This is a genomic window from Rhodococcus sp. 105337 (assembly GCF_012844225.1).
GTDB lineage: Bacteria > Actinomycetota > Actinomycetes > Mycobacteriales > Mycobacteriaceae > Rhodococcus.
In genome coordinates this window covers 130414-150475 of record NZ_JABAGQ010000007.1, presented here as the reverse complement: position 1 = coordinate 150475, position 20062 = coordinate 130414, and the positions used below count along the sequence as shown (strand labels likewise).

At 67.7% G+C, this 20062-nt stretch carries 20 protein-coding genes; 14 read left to right on the top strand and 6 right to left on the bottom strand.

Annotation, left to right across the window (positions count from 1 at the left end):
• The first annotated feature begins 13 nt into the window (after nt 1-13).
• From HF886_RS13365 to HF886_RS13345, 5 genes are all read left to right on the top strand, one after another.
• Nucleotides 14-1072 (top strand): maleylacetate reductase, encoded by a 1059-nt coding sequence (locus HF886_RS13365; RefSeq protein WP_169652540.1) that lies wholly within the window; start codon nt 14-16, stop codon nt 1070-1072.
• Between the two features lie 113 nt (nt 1073-1185).
• Nucleotides 1186-1614, top strand: a complete 429-nt coding sequence (locus HF886_RS13360; RefSeq protein WP_169652539.1) for a DoxX family protein — start codon at nt 1186-1188, stop codon at nt 1612-1614.
• A 315-nt stretch (nt 1615-1929) separates the two neighbouring features.
• Nucleotides 1930-3075: a resuscitation-promoting factor gene (locus HF886_RS13355; protein ID WP_169652538.1), complete on the top strand. Its 1146-nt coding sequence runs from the start codon at nt 1930-1932 to the stop codon at nt 3073-3075.
• A 59-nt stretch (nt 3076-3134) separates the two neighbouring features.
• Nucleotides 3135-4031 carry a 16S rRNA (adenine(1518)-N(6)/adenine(1519)-N(6))-dimethyltransferase RsmA gene (gene rsmA / locus HF886_RS13350; RefSeq protein ID WP_169652537.1) on the top strand — a complete coding sequence of 299 codons (897 nt, stop codon included), beginning with the start codon at nt 3135-3137 and terminating at the stop codon, nt 4029-4031.
• A gap of 233 nt (nt 4032-4264) precedes the next feature.
• Nucleotides 4265-4471, top strand: coding sequence for a cold-shock protein (locus tag HF886_RS13345; RefSeq protein ID WP_072699748.1), 207 nt, complete (start codon nt 4265-4267; stop codon nt 4469-4471).
• Between the two features lie 59 nt (nt 4472-4530).
• Here HF886_RS13345 and HF886_RS13340 read toward each other — a convergent pair whose 3' ends face one another.
• Entirely contained in the window at nt 4531-5532 is a 1002-nt protein-coding gene (locus tag HF886_RS13340; RefSeq protein ID WP_169652536.1) for a YafY family protein, read from the bottom strand.
• 81 nt (nt 5533-5613) lie between these two features.
• On the opposite strand from HF886_RS13340, the gene mgtE reads away from it, so the two are divergent.
• From mgtE to HF886_RS13320, 4 genes are all read left to right on the top strand, one after another.
• Complete coding sequence (gene mgtE / locus HF886_RS13335) at nt 5614-6972, top strand: magnesium transporter (RefSeq protein ID WP_169621485.1); 1359 nt, start codon at nt 5614-5616, stop codon at nt 6970-6972.
• A gap of 66 nt (nt 6973-7038) precedes the next feature.
• Nucleotides 7039-7974: a 4-(cytidine 5'-diphospho)-2-C-methyl-D-erythritol kinase gene (locus HF886_RS13330; RefSeq protein WP_169621486.1), complete on the top strand. Its 936-nt coding sequence runs from the start codon at nt 7039-7041 to the stop codon at nt 7972-7974.
• Nucleotides 7975-8003: 29 nt separating this feature from the next.
• Nucleotides 8004-9800 carry an ABC-F family ATP-binding cassette domain-containing protein gene (locus HF886_RS13325; RefSeq protein WP_169621487.1) on the top strand — a complete coding sequence of 599 codons (1797 nt, stop codon included), beginning with the start codon at nt 8004-8006 and terminating at the stop codon, nt 9798-9800.
• Nucleotides 9801-9898: 98 nt separating this feature from the next.
• Nucleotides 9899-10363 carry a DUF6069 family protein gene (locus tag HF886_RS13320; RefSeq protein WP_169652535.1) on the top strand — a complete coding sequence of 155 codons (465 nt, stop codon included), beginning with the start codon at nt 9899-9901 and terminating at the stop codon, nt 10361-10363.
• A 60-nt stretch (nt 10364-10423) separates the two neighbouring features.
• On the opposite strand, the gene HF886_RS13315 is transcribed toward HF886_RS13320, so the two are convergent.
• From HF886_RS13315 to HF886_RS13305, 3 genes are read right to left on the bottom strand one after another with little or no spacing between them, the layout of a single operon-like run.
• Nucleotides 10424-11578 carry an acyl-CoA dehydrogenase family protein gene (locus HF886_RS13315; RefSeq protein ID WP_169621489.1) on the bottom strand — a complete coding sequence of 385 codons (1155 nt, stop codon included), beginning with the start codon at nt 11576-11578 and terminating at the stop codon, nt 10424-10426.
• 2 nt (nt 11579-11580) lie between these two features.
• A complete protein-coding gene (locus HF886_RS13310; RefSeq protein ID WP_169621490.1) occupies nt 11581-12375 on the bottom strand; it encodes an enoyl-CoA hydratase-related protein in 795 nt (264 codons plus the stop codon).
• Entirely contained in the window at nt 12372-13895 is a 1524-nt protein-coding gene (locus HF886_RS13305; RefSeq protein WP_169652534.1) for an acetyl-CoA acetyltransferase, read from the bottom strand. Before HF886_RS13305 ends, HF886_RS13310 begins: the two co-directional genes overlap by 4 nt.
• A 97-nt stretch (nt 13896-13992) precedes the next feature.
• Between HF886_RS13305 and HF886_RS13300 the strand changes: the two genes are divergently transcribed.
• The 5 genes from HF886_RS13300 (at nt 13993) to HF886_RS13280 (ending at nt 17575) form a co-directional block, all read left to right on the top strand.
• The gene (locus HF886_RS13300; protein ID WP_169621492.1) at nt 13993-14598 is read left to right on the top strand and encodes a TetR/AcrR family transcriptional regulator; all 606 of its coding nucleotides are present in this window, start codon (nt 13993-13995) and stop codon (nt 14596-14598) included.
• A 130-nt stretch (nt 14599-14728) separates the two neighbouring features.
• Nucleotides 14729-15214, top strand: a complete 486-nt coding sequence (locus HF886_RS13295) for a nuclear transport factor 2 family protein (protein WP_169621493.1) — start codon at nt 14729-14731, stop codon at nt 15212-15214.
• A 99-nt stretch (nt 15215-15313) separates the two neighbouring features.
• Entirely contained in the window at nt 15314-15748 is a 435-nt protein-coding gene (locus HF886_RS13290) for a VOC family protein (protein ID WP_169621701.1), read from the top strand.
• 56 nt (nt 15749-15804) lie between these two features.
• Complete coding sequence (locus HF886_RS13285; RefSeq protein ID WP_169652533.1) at nt 15805-16479, top strand: pyridoxal 5'-phosphate synthase; 675 nt, start codon at nt 15805-15807, stop codon at nt 16477-16479.
• 58 nt (nt 16480-16537) lie between these two features.
• On the top strand, nt 16538-17575 hold the full coding sequence (locus HF886_RS13280; protein ID WP_169652532.1) for an enoyl-CoA hydratase/isomerase family protein: 1038 nt from the start codon (nt 16538-16540) through the stop codon (nt 17573-17575).
• Nucleotides 17576-17623: 48 nt separating this feature from the next.
• Here HF886_RS13280 and HF886_RS13275 read toward each other — a convergent pair whose 3' ends face one another.
• Both HF886_RS13275 and HF886_RS13270 read right to left on the bottom strand, forming a co-directional pair.
• A complete protein-coding gene (locus tag HF886_RS13275) occupies nt 17624-18244 on the bottom strand; it encodes a hypothetical protein (RefSeq protein WP_169621496.1) in 621 nt (206 codons plus the stop codon).
• 99 nt (nt 18245-18343) lie between these two features.
• Entirely contained in the window at nt 18344-20032 is a 1689-nt protein-coding gene (locus tag HF886_RS13270; RefSeq protein WP_169621497.1) for a peptide chain release factor 3, read from the bottom strand.
• Nucleotides 20033-20062 lie beyond the last annotated feature (30 nt).

The following is a 20062-nucleotide window of genomic DNA, read 5'->3' as shown; positions in this document are numbered from 1 at the left end:
GACCGTAGGGTTCATGCGCGCATTCGTCCACACCTCCCACCCCTCTCGGGTGATCTTCGGGGCGGGGAGCGCAGCGGGTGTCGCAGACGAGGTTCGGCGACTCGGCGGCACGCGGGTGCTGCTGCTCGGAGGCGCCCATGTGGATGCGCAGGCCACCCTCGTGGAAGAGATTCTCGGTCCGCTGATGGTTGCGCGCTTCGACGGGGCGGAGATGCATACGCCCGTCGTGGTCACCGAGCGTGTGATCGTGAGCATGGCAGAGCACTATGTCGATGCGATCGTCGCGGTGGGCGGCGGCTCGACCACCGGTCTCTCGAAAGCGCTCGCGCTTCGTAGCGGGCTGGACCAGGTAATTCTGCCGACCACCTATGCCGGTTCGGAGGTGACGCCGGTACTGGGCGAGACGTCCGAGGGTGTGAAGGTCACGCGTTCGTCTCGGGAGATTCTGCCGGAGACGGTGATCTACGACGTCGACTTCACCGCAACTATGCCGATTCCCCTGGCCGTGACCAGCGCGATCAACGCTCTGGCACACGCGGTGGAGGCACTGTATTCCGAGCATGCGAACCCTGTCGTCGACGCTCTCGCGGTCGAGTCGATCTCGGCGATCGGTCGCGGTCTGCCCGCGCTGGGGGCCGATCTCGCGGACCGCGAGGGCCGGTCGGATCTGTTGCTCGCCGCGTGGCTGGCCGGAACCTGCCTCGCCTCCGTGGGCATGGGCTTGCATCACAAGATCTGTCACGTCCTCGGCGGATCGTTCGGTCTGCCGCACGCCGCGGTGCACACCGTGATGCTGCCGCACGTCATGGCGTACAACGCGGTGTCGGTCCCGCGCGTGATGGAACGGATCGCCGACGCGCTGGTCACTCCGACGGCACCCGCTGGGGTGTACGACCTGATCGCCGCGGCAGGCGGCCCGACGACCTTGGCCGAACTCGGTATGGCCGAAGCGGACCTCGACGAGGCTGCGCGACTGGCGACGGAGAAGCCCTATCCCAACCCGCGTGAGGTGACCCGTGTGGGTGTGCGGCGTCTGCTGGGAGAGGCCTTCGCGGGCACCAGACCGGAGTGAGGCTTTTCCTTGTAGTTGAACCTACAACCATCTTTTGTTAGCTTGGTTGTCGCGTCAACTATTTGTCGCGTCAAGCGCTGGGGCCGTCGGCTCCGCCCATCGAAAGGCCCCCTGTGAACAGCACGCTCGCTCGCGACATCGGAATCCTGGTCGCCCGTCTCGGCATCGGCATCATCTTGTTGGTCCACGGCCTCCAGAAGCTCAACGTCTGGGGATACGAGGGCACCAAGGCCGGCTTCGAGGGTATGGGTGCGCCGATCCCTGCCGTCACCGCGTTCGTGGCCACGTGGGTGGAGGTGCTCGGCGGGCTCGCGCTGATCCTCGGCGTCCTCGTCCCGGTGTTCGGGGTCCTGCTGTTCCTCGTCATGGCCGGTGCCTTCTTCATCGCGCACGTCGACAACGGCGTGTACGCCGCGGACGGTGGATTCGAACTCGTCACCGCACTCGGGCTCGGGGCGCTGCTGCTCGCCGTCGTCGGGGCGGGTGCATTCAGCGTGGACCGCTTCCTCGCGCCGAAGATTCCGCTGCTCCGCGCCGCGTAACCGCGAGGGCGACGAGAGGCTGCGGGTGCACCACCCGCAGCCTCTTTTGCTGTCCGATTCCCGCAGATTCGGCGGGTTTTGCCGTCGAATGTTCCGTGAAATGCATCGGCATATCGGAAAGCTGTAAGACGCGTCACATGCCTCCTATATCGGACATTCACACCATTGTCGGCACATCGTTTATATGCGGCTTCCAATCACGAAATGTAACCTCGGGAATTTCGTAATAAACGCAGGTAGAGTGCATCGGGTTGCCATAACAATATCGGTTCGTTACCGTGCTGTAATCACCGTCGTCTTCTGACTGGAATTGTTGTGTCACCTCTCAATAAGATCAACTCTACGAAATCCCCGGTGTTATTCGCCGTGATCGCCGCACTGCTTGTGACGCTTGTGGCAGGTGGGATAACAGCGGTCGTCAAGCATAAAGACTTGACGCTCGACATCGACGGAGAGACCAGGGCCTTCGGGACCATGAGCTCCACCGTCGGCGACATTCTCGAGGACGCCGGTTACGCCGTCGGCGAGCACGATGTCGTCGCGCCCGCTGTCGATGCGAAGGTCTCCGACGGCGACACGCTCGTGCTGCGTCGGGCCCGGGAGATCCAGCTGACCGTGGACGGGGAGAGCCGCTCGGTGTGGACGACGGCACTCACTGTCGACGAGGCGCTCGACCAGTTCCGGCTGGGCGACGACGTCTACGTGTCGGCATCGCGTTCGCATCGTCTGCCCCTCGAAGGTTCTGATCTCGAGGTCGTGAGCCCCAAGAATGTGCGGTTGGCCGACAACGGCGCTCCCGCCGCAGAGGTCCGGGTCGCCGCGCCCACCGTCGGCGATCTCCTCGAGAGCCAGAACCTGTCCCTCGAGCAGGCCGACTCGGTCAATCACCCGCTCGACGCCCCGCTTGCCGAAGGCATGGAAGTGGTGGTGACCCGCGACCGCGTCGAGTCCCGCACCGAGCGCATGCCCATCGGTCAGCCCGAAAACAGGGTCGACGATCCCGGCATGTTCGAAGGTGAGATCGCCCACGACAACCCCGGTACTCCGGGCGAGCGTGAGATCACCTTCGACGTGCACACCGTCAACGGCGTGGAGGTCGGACGCACCGAAACCGCATCGAACGTCCTGACCGAGCCCGCACCCGCCGTGGTGCGCGTGGGCACGAAGCCGAAGCCCGCGCCTCCGGCTCCGCCCGCCGCTCCCGCATCGGGACGCGGTTCGACCTGGGATTCGCTCGCACAGTGCGAGGCCACGGGCAACTGGGCTGCCAACACCGGTAACGGGTTCTACGGCGGTCTCCAGTTCACCCAGCAGACCTGGGCGGCATTCGGCGGAACCCAGTACGCTCCCCGCGCCGACCTTGCGACTCGTGAGCAGCAGATCGCGGTCGCCGAGAAGGTTCAGGCCGGTCAGGGCTGGGGTGCATGGCCTTCGTGCACCAGCAAGCTCGGCCTGCGGTGAGGCCTTCCGATGACCTCGCGGTGCGCATGACGCGCCTACAGGTGCGCTAGGTTCGCCTCGTGCCAGCAGATTCTTCAGACGCCACCCCGGCTTCTCCCCGCGGCCTCGCCGCCTTGCTCGGACCCGCAGAGGTCCGCACGCTCGCGGAGGAGTTCGGGGTGCGTCCGACAAAGCAACTCGGACAGAACTTCGTCCATGACGCCAACACGGTGCGACGCATCGTGAACGTCGCGGGTGTCGACCGCGACGATGTGGTGCTCGAGGTCGGGCCGGGCCTGGGTTCTCTCACCCTCGCTCTGCTCGACGTCGTCGATCGGGTGGTGGCCGTCGAACTCGATCCGAGGCTCGCCGAGCGCCTCCCGGGCACGGTCGCGGAGCGTGCGCCCGAACTGGTGGACCGGCTCGACGTCGTGCACATGGACGCGATGAAGGTGCTGCCCCGAGATCTGCCGGCGGCGCCGACCGCGTTGGTGGCGAACCTGCCGTACAACGTCGCAGTGCCCGTTCTTCTACACCTGTTCTCCGAGTTCCCTTCCATCCGTACGGCATTGGTGATGGTGCAGTCCGAAGTGGCTGATCGCCTCGCGGCCGAGCCGGGAGGCCGGATCTACGGGGTGCCGAGTGTGAAGGCGCGGTTCTTCGGAGACGTCCGGAGAGCGGGCGCTGTGGGGCGTGCGGTCTTCTGGCCGGTGCCGAAGGTCGAATCCGGACTGGTTCGCGTCGATCGGTACGCCGAGCCGCCGTGGCCGACCGACACCGCGCATCGGAAGAAGGTGTTTTCTGTGGTCGATGCTGCATTTGCGCAGCGCCGCAAGACATTACGTGCTGCACTGAGCACGTGGGCGGGCTCTCCCGCGGAAGCGGAGCGTCGCCTGGTCACGGCGGGAATCGACCCGTCCACCCGGGGGGAGAAGCTCGACGCCGCCGCGTTCGTGCGACTCGCGTCCGTGGAATAAATATGTGATCCAGCTCACTGATGCTGGTGGGGCGCCGCCCGTATGTGATCTACTGATCTCGGTCGTTGGATATTGTGTTTGTGGTTAGCCCCTCGCACATTTCTGGTTGCGAGCGGATGCGATTAGCCACCACGGAATCGTTTCAATCGTGTAGTGACAGGCCCGGGAGGCACACAGTCTCCCGACGAGACAGGACAGTGTTTACGCGTCCTGCCTGCTTTAAGGAATACAGAATGACTGAAGGTACCGTGAAGTGGTTCAACGGCGAAAAGGGCTTCGGCTTCATTGCCCCGGCCGACGGCTCCGCTGACGTCTTCGTGCACTTCTCCGAGATCCAGGGCGGCGGCTTCCGCACCCTCGAGGAGAACCAGCGCGTGAGCTTCGAGATCGGCCAGGGCCAGAAGGGCCCGCAGGCCACCGGCGTCACCGTTATCGGCTGACACCAACTTTCTCCGGCTGGGCCGGCACCCGTTCTCGGGTGCCGGCCCAGCCGTTTTTGTCATGGGCCCAACGGGTTTCGGCTCGTATCGGCGCACGCGCGTAGATACCGCTCGGCGAGCGCGGCGTGATGCCGGGCGACCCGGCCGCACGCCTCCCGCAGTTCCGGCGGGTCGAGCACGGTGAAGTCCAGATCGAATGCCGCGAGCCACTCCGCGATCGAGTCCAGCGAGCTTCCGTCGAAACCGACGGCGCAGTGATCGTCGTCCACGGGTTCGACGGTGCCCCAGCGCTCGTCGATCATCGGTGCGACCGTTCCGAACGACGCGTGGATGAGCACTCGTGCTGTGACGGACGAGGTGCCGCTGACGATCCCTCGGGAGACGAATCCCGTTGCGCCACCGGGTGGTAGATCCCGAGGCGTGAAACGGGGACCGGTGGGAGTCTTCGGTTCCATCCGATCCACGCGGAACGAACGCCACCCGTCCCGCGAGAGATCCCATCCGACGAGATACCACCGCAGTCCCGAGCGCACCACGCGGTGAGGTTCGACCTCGCGCCGCGACGAGATTCCGTCGTGCGTGCGGTAGTCGAATCGCAGTCTCTCGTGGGTGTGGCACACCGACGCCACGCTCGACAGCAGTCCCGCGTCCACCGCCGACTCGGCAGGGCCGTGGTCGACCACGTCGACCTGCAGAGCCTCGAGGCGATACCGCAGACGCGACGGCATGACCTGGCGCAGTTTCACGAGCGCCCGGATTTCGGCGTCGCCGATCCCGGTGACCGCATGTGACGCGCCCGACCGCAACGCGAGCGCGACAGCGACGACCTCGTCGTCGTCGAGCAGCAGTGGCGGCATCTCGGCACCCGCTCCCAGCCGGTAACCGCCTCCGACCCCCACCGTCGCGTCCACCGGGTAGCCGAGTTCCCGCAGTTTCTCGACGTCCCGCCGGACGGTTCGTGTGGTGATGCGGAGTCGATCGGCGAGTTCGGCGCCGGACCACTCCCGTCGCATCTGCAGGAGCGACAGCAATCGCAGCAACCGGGCCGAGGTTTCGCGCATGGCTCGACGATCCCACGTATTGCGGACCGAAGCTGTCCTCGTTGAAGAAACGGATCCGTGCTCCTTCGATAGGGTGCAACGGTGAGTGAGTCCCGGGTGGCAGGTGGCGAGTCGTCGATCAGAGCGGTGGAGACGGCACTTTCGCGCACCGATCTGCCGGCACTGACCGCGGTGCTCGGTGAACTGACCACCGGGCAGGTCGTGGAGATTCTGGAACGACTCGACCCGACGCAGCGCGCGATCGTGTACCGGCTGCTCTCCAAGGATCGCGCCATGACGGTTTTCGAGGGCCTGGACCCCGCGCTGCAGGGCAGCCTCGTCGGTGCGCTCCAGGACGACGACGTCGCGGCACTGTTCGCCGAACTCGAGCCCGACGACCGGGTGGGCCTGCTCGACGAACTGCCCGCGACAGTGGCGGGAAAGCTGCTCCAGGGTCTGCCGCCCGACCAGCGCGATCTCACCGCCGAGATCCTCGGTTACCCGCGCGGATCCATCGGGCGGCGGATGAGCCCGGAGTACATCGTCACCCATCCCGATCTCACCGTCGCCGAGACGCTGGACAAACTCGAACAGCGGATGGACGACGCGGAGACCATCTACACCCTGCCCGTGACCGACCGGGCGCGGGTCCTGGTCGGAGTGGTGAGCTTGCGCGACCTTCTCAAGGCGCCGCGCGACGCCGTGATCGCCGATATCGCGGGCCGGCCGGACTGGGCCTATGCCACCGAGGACAGCGAACAGGCTGCGCGGCGCTGCGCCGACCTCAAGCGGCTCGCGCTGCCCGTGGTCGACAGCGAGACCCGGCTCGTCGGAATCTTCACGTTCGACGACGCGCTGCGGATCCTCGAAGACTCCGACAGCGAAGACCAGGCGCGCATCAGCGGTACCGAACCGCTGCGCCAGCCGTATCTGGCCACTCCGGTGTTCAACATCGTGCGCTCCCGGGTGGTGTGGCTCCTCGTCCTGGCGATCGGTGCGTCGCTGACCGTGCAGGTTCTGGAGGTCTTCGAGGCCACGCTGGGGCAGATGGTCGCGCTGGCGTTGTTCATCCCCCTCCTCATCGGCACGGGCGGCAACACGGGGAACCAGGCGGCGACCACCGTGACGCGTGCGCTCGCGCTCAACGACGTGACTCCGCGCGATCTGGGAAAGGTGTTCGTTCGCGAACTGTGTGTGGGCTTGTCGCTCGGTTTGCTGCTCGGGACGGTGGGCTTCGTCCTGGTCACCGTGCTCTACGAGCCGTCGCTGGGTCTGGTGATCGGGCTGACCCTGCTCAGTATCTGCACCATGGCCGCGTCGGTGGGTGGAGTGATGCCCATGCTGGCGCGCGCGGTCCGTGCCGATCCTGCGGTGTTCTCCAACCCGTTCATCACGACGTTCGTCGACGCCACGGGTCTGCTCGTGTACTTCATGATCGCGAAAGTGGTCCTCGGCATCTGAGAGTCGGAGTGTGGTACCGCACGCGTGGTCCGGGGCCTTGCCGTCGCGCGGGTAAGCTGTGTACTCGTGCTTTCTGTCGTTCCCGCTCCCGTCACCGTGCGGGCCCCGTCCAAGGTCAATCTGCATCTGGCGGTGGGCGATCTGCGCCCGGACGGCTACCACGATCTGCACACCGTCTTCCAGGCACTGTCGCTGTACGACGAAGTCTCGGTGGTGGGTTCGGACCGGCTCAGCGTGCACGTCTCGGGCGCCGACGCCGGGGCGGTGCCCACCGACTCGACCAACCTTGCGTGGCGCGCCGCAGAGCTGATCGCCGAACGCGCCGGGCGTGCGCCCGAGGTGGCGATCACCATCGCCAAAGGCATTCCGGTCGCCGGCGGGATGGCGGGCGGCAGCGCAGACGCGGCTGCGACCCTCGTCGCACTCGACGCCCTGTGGGGGCTCGGCGCGTCACGCGACGATCTCGACGGGCTCGCCGCGCAGCTCGGCAGCGACGTGCCGTTCTGCCTGCACGGCGGCACCGCACTCGGCACCGGGCGCGGCGAACAGCTCGTGCCGGTGCTCACGCGGGGAACATTCCACTGGGTCCTGGCGCTGGCCAAGGGCGGCCTGTCCACGCCGGTGGTCTTCCGCGAGCTCGACAGCCTGCGCGCGGGCGGCGATCCGGCGCGCGTCGGGGACTCCGACGACGTACTGTCGGCGCTCGCGTCCGGCGACCCGCACGAACTCGCACCGTTGCTCGGTAACGACCTGCAGGCCGCGGCATTGTCGCTCGACCCCAAACTCCGTCGCACCCTGCGGGCCGGGGTCGACGCCGGTGCTCTTGCCGGGCTGGTGTCCGGCTCGGGCCCCACGTGCGCGTTCCTCGTCGCCGACCATCACGCCGCGGTCACCGTGAGCGCCGAACTGGCGGGGGCGGGCGTGTGCCGCACGGTGCGCCTCGCAACCGGCCCGGTGCCGGGCGCCCGCGTCGTGCTCGACACCGATATCGCACATCACTGAACTGAACACTCCGGAAGGCAATGCTCCACGTGGCGAATCTGATCAATCTCGAACAGGTCTCGAAGTCCTTCGGCGTCAAGCCGCTGCTCGAATCGGTGTCTCTGGGCGTGCAGGAGGGCGAGCGCATCGGCGTGGTCGGTCTCAACGGCGGCGGAAAGACCACCATGCTCGAGGTCCTCGCCGGCGTGGAGGAGCCCGATTCCGGCCGCGTGAGCCGGGTCGGCGGACTCCGCATGGCCGTGGTGACGCAGCGCGGTGTGCTGCCCCCCGGATCGACGGTCGCGGAAGTGGTTCTCGGACCGCTCGGCGTCGCAGACCACGAGTGGGCCGGCAACTCGCGGATCCGGTCCGTGCTGACCGGGATCGGCATCGACAAGCTCGGCTTGGACGCCGTCGTGGACGGGCTGTCGGGTGGCGAGCGCCGCCGGGTCGCGCTCGCGGCCGCCCTCGTTCAGGATCTCGATCTGCTCGTGCTCGACGAGCCCACCAACCACCTCGACGTCGAGGGTGTCCAGTGGCTCGCCGAGCATCTGATCTCCCGGCGAAGTGCCCTCGTCGTCGTCACCCACGATCGCTGGTTCCTCGACACCGTGGCCACCCGGACCTGGGAGGTCGTGGGCGGCAAGGTCGAAACCTACGAGGGTGGCTACAACGACTGGATCTTCGCGCGGGCCGAGCGGTCGCGCCAGGCCGACGCCATGGAGGAAAGGCGCCAGAACCTCGCACGCAAGGAACTGGCGTGGTTGCGCCGCGGGGCGCCGGCCCGTACGTCGAAGCCGCGCTACCGCATCGAGTCGGCGGAGGCGCTGATCGCGAACGTGCCGCCGCCGCGCGACTCGGTGGCGCTGGCCTCGTTCGCCAAGCGTCGGCTGGGCCGCGTCGTCATCGAACTCGAGAACGCGACCCTGACGACCCCGGACGGCCGCGAACTCGTGCACGACCTGACGTGGCGGCTCGGACCGGGGGAGCGGATCGGTCTGGTCGGCGTCAACGGGTCGGGCAAGACGACCCTGCTGCGCACCCTCGCCGGGGAACTCGAACCGTCGTCGGGCCGGCGTATCCAGGGGCAGACGGTCGAAATCGGCTGGCTGCGGCAGGAACTCGACGACCTTCCCACCGACATGCGGGTACTCGACGCGGTCAAGGATGTGGCCGAGCGGATCATGCTGGGCGACAAGGAGGTCTCGGCCGGCCAGCTCGCGGAGCGTCTGGGCTTCACACCGGCACGGCAGCGCACACCGGTGGGCGACCTGTCCGGAGGTGAGCGACGCCGACTGCAGCTCACCCGGGTACTCATGGCCGAGCCCAACGTTCTCCTGCTCGACGAGCCCACCAACGATCTCGACATCGATACGCTGCAGCAGCTCGAGGACCTGCTCGACGGCTGGGCCGGCACGCTCGTCGTCATCAGCCACGACCGGTTCCTGATCGAGCGCATCTGTGATTCGACGTGGGCGCTCTTCGGTGACGGGAAGCTGACCAACCTTCCCGGCGGCATCGAGGAATATCTCCGCCGGCGCGCGGCCATGGGCGACGAGGGCGTGGTGTCAGTGGCGTCGACCGTCTCCAAGCCGGGTGACACCGGGGGAGCGACGCCGGCGAAGCGCGACGGGGCAGCCGAGCGGGCGGCTCGCAAGGAACTCTCGCGCCTCGAACGGGCGATCGCCAAGCTCGACGAGCGCGAGGCGAAGCTGCACGTCCGTCTGGCCGAGGCCGCTACCGATCCCGACAAGCTGCAGAAGCTCGATGCCGAGCTTCGTGAGGTGGTCGCGGAGAAGGAAGCCGCGGAGGAGCAGTGGATGGAGCTCGCCGAAGACGTGGGCTGACCTCCACCGTCACCGGGCGCGGTCGAGGTCTTGACCTCGAGCCGACTCGAGGTCGGACGATGGGTGTCGTCGAATGACAGCACCCTTCAGGAGGATTCATGACTGCGTCCGAAACTTCTCGATCGTCTTCTGTCTCCGCCGCTGTGCGCGTTCCGGACAGGCTCGTCGTCGTGGTGGCGACCGTGCTGCTTGCGCTCGTGGTCAATCTCGTCGTGTGGCTCGTCGGGCTCGCCGCCGGCGGTTCGTTCGAGCACACCGACGCCGGGACCGTAGCTTCGGCGGCGCCCGGTGGTGTCGTGCTCATGACCGCGGGCCCGCTCGCGGCCGGACTTGCCCTCGCGGCACTGCTGAGTCTGTGGTGGAGCGGGTTCCTGCGGATCGCGCAGGTCGTGGGGGCACTGCTGCCCCTCGCCACGATCCAGGGGACCGTCGTGGCCGATTTCGACACCGCGAGCACTGCCGCGCTGGTGACGATGCACGTGGTCGTCGCGGTGGCAGCGGTGGCGGGACTCGAAGTCCTGCGGCACCGTGGCCGTGCGGGACACCGCCGGGCATTGCGTTGACAGCGATATGCCGACGGCCGAAGTCCTCGGCCGCCGGCATATCGGTTCACATCCGCAGGGTTACAAGCCCAGCAGCTTGCTGATGATCTCGTTCATGATCTCGGTTGTGCCGCCACCGATTCCGAGGACGCGCGCGTCGCGGAAGTGGCGCTCGACCTCGCTCTCGCGCATCAGACCGATGCCGCCGGCGAGCTGAACCGCTTCCATCACGGCGGTGTCGCACACCTTCACGGCGTTGTTCTTCGCCATGGACGTTTCGAGCAGCATGCCCTCGCCGTTGGCCCAGCGTTCCGCGACCGAGCGGCAGAATGTCTGTGCCGCAGTGATCTCGGTGGCGAGTTCTGCGAGGCGATGCCGCACGACCTGCCGCTTCGACAGCGGCCGTCCCATGGTCTCGCGGGACTTGACCCAGTCGACGGTGAGATCGAAGCAACGCTGCGCGGTGGCGACGGCCTGGAAGGCCAGCGACAGCCGCTCACCCTGGAACTGCTGGGCGATCTGGCCGAAGGCGGAGTTCTCCGCACCGATGAGGTTCGAGACGGGGACACGCACGTCGTCGTAGAACAGTTCGGCGGTGTCCGAGCACAGCCAGCCCATCTTGTCGAGCTTGCGCGAGACCGTGAAACCCGGTGTGTCGGTGGGAACGACGATCAACGAGATACCGCCGGCGCCTGCGTCGCCGGTGCGGACCGCGGTGGTGACGAAGTCCGCGCGGGTGCCCGAGGTGATGTACAGCTTGGCGCCGTTGATGACGTACTCGTCGCCCTCGCGGCGAGCGGTGGTGCGGATGTTCGCGACATCGGAACCACCGCTGGGCTCGGTGATGGCGAGCGACCCGATCATCCTGCCTTCGAGCGCGGGCCGCGCGTACCGGTCGATGAGGTCGGTGTTGCCGGAGGCGATGATGTGCGGGGTCGCGATTCCGTGGCTGAACAGCGCGGAGATCAGGCCCGACGATCCGCCCGAGAGGATGATCTGCTCGAGAATCGTGAGCATGTCGAGGGCGTTGCCACCGGAACCGCCGTGCTCTTCGGCGACGGAGGCCCCGAGAAGTCCGGCGTCCGCGGCTTTGCGATGGAGTTCGCGCGGGATGGAACCCTCACGCTCCCACGTGTCGAGATGGGGGAGGATCTCCTTGCGGGTGAAGTCGGCGGCGAGTTGCCGCAGTGCCTTCTGCTCGTCGGTGTCCCAGCGCAGCGCTTCGGTGGTGGTCATCGTCATTCGCCCTTCCAGACGGGTTCACGCTTCTGCATGAAGGCCATGACGCCTTCGAGGGTGTCGGCGCTGGTGGTGAGCCGTGCGAGGGCCTTTTCGGTCAGGTCCCACGAATGGTCTTCCGCGGAGACATGACCGTCGACGATCCCGCGTGCCACCGTCTTGCTCGCCTGTACGGCGAGCGGTGCCCCCGCCGCGATCTGTGCGGCGAGATCCAGCGCGGTGGTCAGCACGTCGGCTTGCGGCACGACCCGGTTGACGAGGCCCCAGCGCAGCGCGTCGGCGGCCGGCATCGGCTTCCCGGTGAGGACGAGTTCCATCGCGATCGCCCGCGGGATCGCCTGTCCGATGCGGAACACGCCGCCCGCGCCGGCGATGAGCCCGCGGTGCACCTCGGGGAGACCGAATTCGGCTGTGTCGGAGGCGACCACGAGATCGCTGGCGAGGGCGAGTTCGGTGCCGCCGCCGAGTGCGGTGCCGTTGACAGCGGCGATGATCGGCTTCGCGATGTGGTGCTTGACGACACCGGCGAATCCCCAGTGTGCGGTCTCGGGCGGGGTGACCCCGTCGGGCCCGGCGGTGCCGAGTGCCTTGAGGTCGGCGCCGCCGCAGAACACGGCGTCACCCGCACCGGTCAGCACGACGGCGCGCACGGTGCGGTCGTCGGCGGCCCGCTCCCATGCTTCTCCGAGCGCCCGGTGCACGTCGGCGTTGATGCTGTTCGCGGCCTTGGGGCGGTTGATGGTGACGATCAGCGTGTGGTCGCGCTGCTCGACGAGAACGATCGGTTCGGTCACTGCGGGTGCTCCTCGGAGGAAGGGGTGTCGATGCGGGCCACGGTGAGTTGCCCGCCCTGGTCGGTGACGTGGACGACGGTGCCGATGAGGTCCGCGCCTGCCGAAAGAAGCCGCGCCCCTTCCGCGTCGGTGTGTCCCGATACCCGCCGGCCGTCGGTCGTGGTGCCGACGAGGAATCCGACGGACGGCGCGCCGTCGCGGCCGTATTCCGCGGTGGCGGTCACGATCTCGACCTCACCGGAGTAGTCCTGTGCGGCGTCGGGTGCGGACGGCGGTATCTGCACGTGCTCGGGATTTCCGACGTAGCCTTCGGTGTGCGGCGCGCATCCGAGCACCACGACGTGCTGGTACGTCAGGTAGCCGCCGTTGCCGTGCACGAGGGCGAGTTCGCCGTCCCGGCGGAGCCGCTGCGCGACCGCGACCACCGAGTGCAGCGTGTAGCTGTTGAGCGGTCCACCGAAGAACGAGTGGCCACCGGTCACCGACGGCACCGTGTCGCGCGGGAGACCCAGGTGCTCGACGAGCAGTTTCGGTACCACCGGGAAGCAGCTGTACGCGTCGACGATGTCGAAGTCGGCGGGCCGAAGGTCGGTGGCCTCGAGGGTGCGGCGCAGGGCATCCGCGAGCGCGGCGGAGCGGCCGAGTTCTGCCCGGGCGAGGACGTCCGGGGTCTCCGTGGCTCCGGCGCCACCCCACACGTAGAGCAGATGGTCGTCGGCGACGCCGAGTTCCCGGGCCGTCGCGAGCGAGGTGACGACCACGGCGGCTGCCTGGTCGACGAACGGCATCGCGTTGCACAGCAGCGGGTACGGGTCGGTGACCATGCGGTTGCCGGGTCCGGCGGTGCGGATGTCGTCGGCGGTGCGCAGGGTCGGGTTCCATGCAGCCGGGTTGTTGCCGGCGATCTCCGAGAACGCCGCGTACAGCTCGGCGGACCAGTCGATCGACTGCTCGCGCGTGTGTCCCAATTCGTGGCTGAGCCGGTTCTCGAAGAGCGGGTAGACCCGGGTGGGAGCGATCATTCCGGCCCGCTGCATGGCGGGGCTGCCGAGGTCGCCGGGATCGAACGCGGGCGGGCCGCCGGGAGCGGTCGTCCAGCCGAGCGATGCCGGATCGGTGCCCTGCTTGAAGGCGTTGGTCACCGAGGCCTGGGCTTCGCCGCCGACGAGCAACGCGACACCGCTCGTGCCGTGCGCGATGTCGTGCGCGATGCGGTCGAGCAGTGCCGCCGGCCAGTGCCCACCGATGGGGGTCGTCGACGTGTGGACGGCTCGCGCGCCGAGTCGCTCGCCGAGAAGGCCGGGCAGATCGTCGTAGGACCAGCTTGCCGTCTTGATGGCCCGGATGGTGTCGATGCGCGAGACGAGAGCGTCGCGATCGACACCGGTGTCGGTCAACGCGGACGCGGTGGCCTCATGAATGAGGTCGAGCGGTTCGCGTGGGTCGGCGGGCGAACCGGCGCGGCCGGAGCGCAGGTCGCCGACGCCGATCACGACGGGAACCCGGGTGGGGTCTGTCATGGCGTTCCTTCGAGTACTTCGTCGGGGAGGGACGTCCACAGCCTAATACGGACTGTTTCAGTCTGTATATGTGGACCAGGTCTGGCACACTCGGGTGGTGACAGATGTAGCAGCCCCGCGCCGCCGCGGGCGGCCCCGCGACGCCGACCTCGAGGACCGGGTGTTCGACGCGGTACTCGAGGTGTACTCGGAGACGAGCTGGCGCGGCTTCACCCTCGATGCCGTGGGCAGGCGGGCACGAGTGGGCAGAGCCGCGCTGTACCGCCGCTGGGAGAGCAAGGACGATTTGCTCGTCCAGGCGCTCGAGGCACGCAGCCCCCTCCCGGTGCCCATCGACACCGGGGATCTCCGCTCGGATCTCGTCGAGCTCGCCCGCCAATTGCTGCAGGGGTATCGCACGACGCCCGGGCTGGTCAGTCTTCGCGTCGCGCTCGACGCCCGGGTCAATCCCGAGTTGCTCGCGCGCCTGACCCACACCCTCAACAAGAGCCGTCTGCTCGCGGCGCGCACCATCGTGCACCGGGCCGTCGAGCGCGGCGATCTGCCGGCGGACACGTCGGCGACATTGCTTCTCGAATTGGTGACCGGTGCCGTCCTGAGTCACGCGCTGTTCGCCCTGACGACACCCGAGCCGGCGGAGGACGACGCGTACGCCGAGCTGGTCGTCGAGACCACCGTTCGCGGGCTTCGTCCTCCGCCGTGATCCGGGCCCGGCGCTGTGACCGAACCGCAATCGAGCCGGTCTCCGAGTCTCCGAATTGCACGCCCGCCGAAACAATTCCGGACTAACCTTGGAGCGGTACCTGCAGGTACATGGTGACGGGAGGCCCGTGATGGATCTGGCGGCGGTGGCGGCGATCGAGCGCTTGAAATACCGCTACCTGCGAGCGCTGGATACCAAATCGTGGACCGAACTGTCCGCCACCCTGATGCCCGACGCCACCGCGGTGTACGGCGAGCATCTCAGTTTCGAGTCGCGTGACGCCTTTCTGGGGTTCCTCGAGAACACGCTCGGCACCCGCATTGTCACCGAACATCACTGCAGTCATCCCGAGATCGAAATCGGACCCGACGGGACCACCGCAACGGGCGTGTGGCTTCTGGCCGACACCATCATGGTGCCCGAAGACGGAATGATGATGCGGGGGTCGGCGCACTACTTCGATCGCTACATCCTGGGCGACGACGGGAACTGGCGCATCTGCCACACCGGTTACGAACGTAACTGGGAGACGGTGACTTTCTTGTCCGACCTCCCGAACTTCCGGCTGACCACCAACCGGTGGGCGATGCTGACAAATCAGCCCCGCGCCTCGTGAGCGGTCTGGGAAGTGTTCCCAATCGTCCAAGACGAGTGAGCCGCCGGCGCGAAGACTGGGGTCATGACGAACACATCGGAAAAGGGAGATCATCCGGAGATGCCGACCAACCCTGACGACGACTTTCCCGCCGCCGGCGCTCTCCCGTACCTCACCGTCTCCCGAGCGCGTGACGCAATCGACTGGTACACCGGTGTTTTCGGCGCCTCGCTCGTCGGCGACCCGGTGGTGATGGAGGACGGGCGGATCGGTCACGCCGAACTGAGCCTTCCGACGGGGATGGTGTACCTCGCCGAGGAGTTTCCCGAGATGGGACTGACCGCGCCCCAGTCCGGCGCCACCTCGGTGAGCTTGATGCTTCCGGTCGGCGACGCGGACGCCGTTCTCGCCCGCGCCCGCACCGCCGGAGGGTCGGTGGAACGCTGGATCAACGAAAGCCACGGTCATCGCAACGCGACCCTGCTCGACCCGTTCGGTCACCGGTGGATGCTGGTGGGTCCGCTCACCGGCGACGCGGCGACGGGAGAGGACTGACCTCGTCGCCCCGTGACTCGGGCCGTTATCCGACCTCGGGCCGTTACGCTTCCCGGGTGGCCGAGATCCCGCACCTCGAGAAGTACCCCGACGTACGCGCCTGGGTCAGGGCGATCCCGGTGTTCGCCACGCAGCCACCGCCGGAGCGTCCGGTGACCCCGCGACCCCAGGATCTGTTTCTGCAGTGGCTGACGGACGCCGTGGACGCCGGCATCGCAGAGCCGCATGCGACGACGCTGTCGACCGTCGACGAGGACGGGGTGCCCGATGCCCGGACCCTGCTTCTCAAGGATGTCACCGCGGACGGCTGGTGGTTCTCGGGCGACAACCGGTCCCCGAAGGGACGCCACCTGGGCGCGACGGCCGCTGCGGCACTGACGTTCTACTGGCGTGAGCACGGCCGTCAGATCAGGGTGCGGGGGCCGGTGCGTTCCGGCGGCTCCGAAGTGTGTGGGCGCGACTTCGTCGAACGGTCGCCGCTGGCCCGTGCGGTCGCGTCGACCGGTCTGCAGAGTGAGATCCTCGACGACCCGCGTGACTACGACCGTGTGGTGAGTGAGCGGGTCGAGGCGCTGGACGCCGATCCGGCGTGGGTGTCGCCCCACTGGAGAGCGTGGTGTCTCGAGGCCACCACCGTCGAGTTCTGGCAGGCCGACCCGGGCCGCCGGCACCGGCGGCTGCGCTACGGCCGGGACGGTACGACGTGGACGCACGAACAGCTGTTTCCGTAGGGCGGGAACCGGCCCGGGCATACCGCACTACGGGCGGACGACCGGTAGGCTCCGGCCCGTGAACGACTCCTTCATCCGCACACGCGTCGCCAATGGTGTCGGCGAGGTGCAGCTCGATCGGGCGGTTGCACTCAACGCGCTCGACCGGTCGATGATCCGCGACATGTACGCCCCGCTGGAGGCATGGCGCGACGATCCAGAGATCACGGCCGTCCTGGTCACCAGCCTGTCCGATCGCGCGTTCTGTGCGGGGGGTGACATCAAGCCGGTGCGGGAGGCGGCGGTGCAGGGCGACGCCGACACCGTCCGCGGCTACTTCTCGGACGAATACCGGCTCGACCGGCTCGTCGCGACCTACCCCAAGCCCTACCTGGCGCTGCTCGACGGCGTGACGATGGGTGGGGGACTGGGGATCTCGGTGCACGGAGCAGTGCGCATCGCGACCGAGAAGTCGACCTTCGCCATGCCGGAGACGGCGATCGGTTTCATTCCCGACGTCGGTTCGAGCCACTTCCTTCCCCGGCTGCGCGGAACCACGGCGCGTTGCGACGCCGTCGGCATGTACCTGGGCACCACCGGCGCGCGGATCGACGCGGGCGACGCACTCGCGGTCGGACTCGCGACGCACTATGTGCCGAGCGCACGCATCGGCGAACTGGCCGACCGGATCAGGGCGGGGCACTGGCAGGACGCGCTCGACGAGTACGTCGAACCGGCCCCCGAATCGGATCTGGCGCGGCGTTTCACCGACATCGAGGCGGTCTTCGGTGACGGGACCGTACTCGACATGCTGGCTCGTCTCTCCGACGACCCCGATATCGACACCGCCTGGGCGGAGAAGACACGCGACGCGCTGACGGCGCTGTCGCCGACGAGTGTCTGGGTCACCGCGGAACTGTTGCGGCGAGGTGCCGAAAGCACCTTGGAGGAGTGCTTCACCCGGGAACTCGGGGTCGCGGTGCGGATCGCCCTCACACCCGACTTCGCGGAGGGAGTTCGCTCCGTGCTCGTCGACAAGGATCGCAATCCGCAGTGGTCGCCTGCCACGCTCGGGGACGTCGATCAGGCGTCGATCGTAGCGTTGCTGGACAACTGACCGGCGTTCCGGCAGCGCGCGCGTCGTGCCGCGCCGCCGGGGATCCGGTCAGCGGGCGTGACGTTGCGGAGTCTGCAGGTCCACCACGATGGTCTGACCGCCGAGGGTCACGTGGAGTTCGGGCTTCTCGAGTCCGCCGGCGACGAGGTACTCGCCGAGCAGGGTGAGCAGTTCGTCGTTGTCCGAGATCGGGTCGCCCTGGCCACCGGAGGTTCCCAGTTCGTTCTGGGCGAGCCGGGCTGCGATCCGGACCGAGGCCACACCCATCGAGTTCCGCCGGGACGGAGTCGGCGCGGTGACGGAGGACGTCGCGGTGGTGGTGCGGGCACCGTCGGTTGCGGTTCCCGCACCGTTGACCGTGCCGTTCGTGCTGGTGCTGCTCACCAGGGTCGTCCCTTCGTCGAAGATGCCGGCGTCCACCCCGCCGGCCGGGTCGCGGTCGATCGCGCGCTCGCTCTCGGTGTTCGCTCCGGACACACCCGGAGCGGACTTCCCGGCCGAGTCCGGCCGGACCGTGCCGGTGAGCGGAGTGCTGCTGGGCAGAGGGGTGCTCGGCAACGGGTAGACGAAGGTGCCCGACCGTTTCGGTCCTCCGGACCGTGCGGTTGCGTCCCCCGGCCTACCGGACGGCAGTCCGTCCCCAGCCGAGGCCGGTGCGTCGTCGCTCATCGTTGCTCCTGATTCCACCCGATACGTCGGATCGACGGAAGGGAAAGTATCAGTAAAGTCCGCAGGTTGCACCCACCGGGTGCGTCCGCCGGGATTCCGTCAGTCGGTCGCGGCGACGAGCGGTTCGAGCGTGAGGTCCGGGTGTTCCTTCTCGATGTACTGCAGACGCCACTTGTCGCTCACGAGTGCGAGCAGCACACCGTCGGACCGTGTGAACACCTCGACCCCGCGCTGACGGTTGAGCTCGTCTTCCGACGCGGTGTCGGTCCGTCGGGCGAGCGCGTATCCCAGCGGCTCGATCTTCGGGTCCACGTTGTATTCGGCCTTCATCCGCGCCGCGACGACCTCGAACTGCATCGGACCGACTGCCGCCATGACCGGCGAGGCGTCACCGCGGATGTCGTTGCGCAGAATCTGCACGACACCTTCGGAGTCGAGTTGATCGACCGCCTTGCGGAACTGCTTGTACTTCGACGCGCTCTCGGCGCGCAGGATCGCGAAGTGCTCGGGGGCGAACGACGGAATCGGCGGGAACTCCACCTTCTTGTCCACGTACAGCGTGTGGCCCGGCGCGAGCGCGGTTGCGTTGACCAGACCCACCACGTCCCCGGGGTAGGCGTTCTCCACCGTGGTCCGTTCACGCCCGAAGACGGTGAGCGCGTACTTCGTGGCGAACGGCTTCCCGGTCTGGGCGTGCGTGACCACCATGCCGCGTTCGAAGACACCGGAGACGATCCGCATGAAGGCGAGCCGGTCGCGGTGTGCGGTGTCCATACCGGCCTGAACCTTGAACACCACCGCGCTGAACGGATCGTCGACGTTGCGCGGGTTGCCCTCGATGTCGATCCGGGCGCGCGGCGGCGGTGCCAGCGACACCAGCGTGTCGAGAATCTGCCGGACACCGAAGTTGAGCATGGCCGACGCGAAGATCACCGGGGACGTCTGTCCGGCGAGGAACATCTCCTGGTCGTGGTCCTGACCGCTTGCCGAGAGAAGTTCGGACTCCTCGGCGGCTTCGGTCCAGATATCGCCCTCGCGGTCGGACGCCTGGTCCACCGACAGGTGCTCTTCGGGTGCGATCTTCGCGCCACCCGCGGTGCGGGTGAACTTGATGTACTCGGTTGCGGTGCCGTCCTCGCCGCGACGCAGCAGGCCGCGGAAATCACCGGCGATCCCGACCGGCCAGAACAGGGGAGTGGGGGTCAGGCCGATGCGCTCGTCGATCTCGTCGAGCAGTTCGAGCGGTGCGCGACCGGGCCGGTCCCACTTGTTGATGACGGTGATCACGGGGATGCCGCGGTGACGGCACACCTGGAACAATTTGAGGGTCTGCGGCTCGAGGCCCTTCGCGGCGTCGATGAGCATCACGGCCGCGTCGACAGCCGTGAGCACGCGATAGGTGTCCTCCGAGAAATCGGAGTGACCGGGCGTATCGACGAGGTTGATGACGTTGACCGTCTCGCTTCCGTCGTCGCCGCGAGCCGACTCGGAGGAGGTGTAGTTGAACTGCAGTGCCGTCGAGCTGACGGAGATGCCGCGCGCCTTCTCCATCTCCATCCAGTCGGAGACGGTCGATTTGCGGCCGGCCTTTCCGTGCACGGCGCCCGCCTCGGAGATCACCTTCGCGTGCAGAGCGAGGGCCTCGGTGAGCGTGGACTTACCGGCGTCGGGGTGGGAGATGACGGCGAACGTACGGCGGCGCTGAGCCTCGGCCCGTACTTCCTTACCGGATCCGGGCTTCGGGACTCCGGTGGATTCGCTGACGGCCGAAGCGTGCGGGGTGCTCAACGCGGAAACCTCTCGAAGCGGGACTGGTGC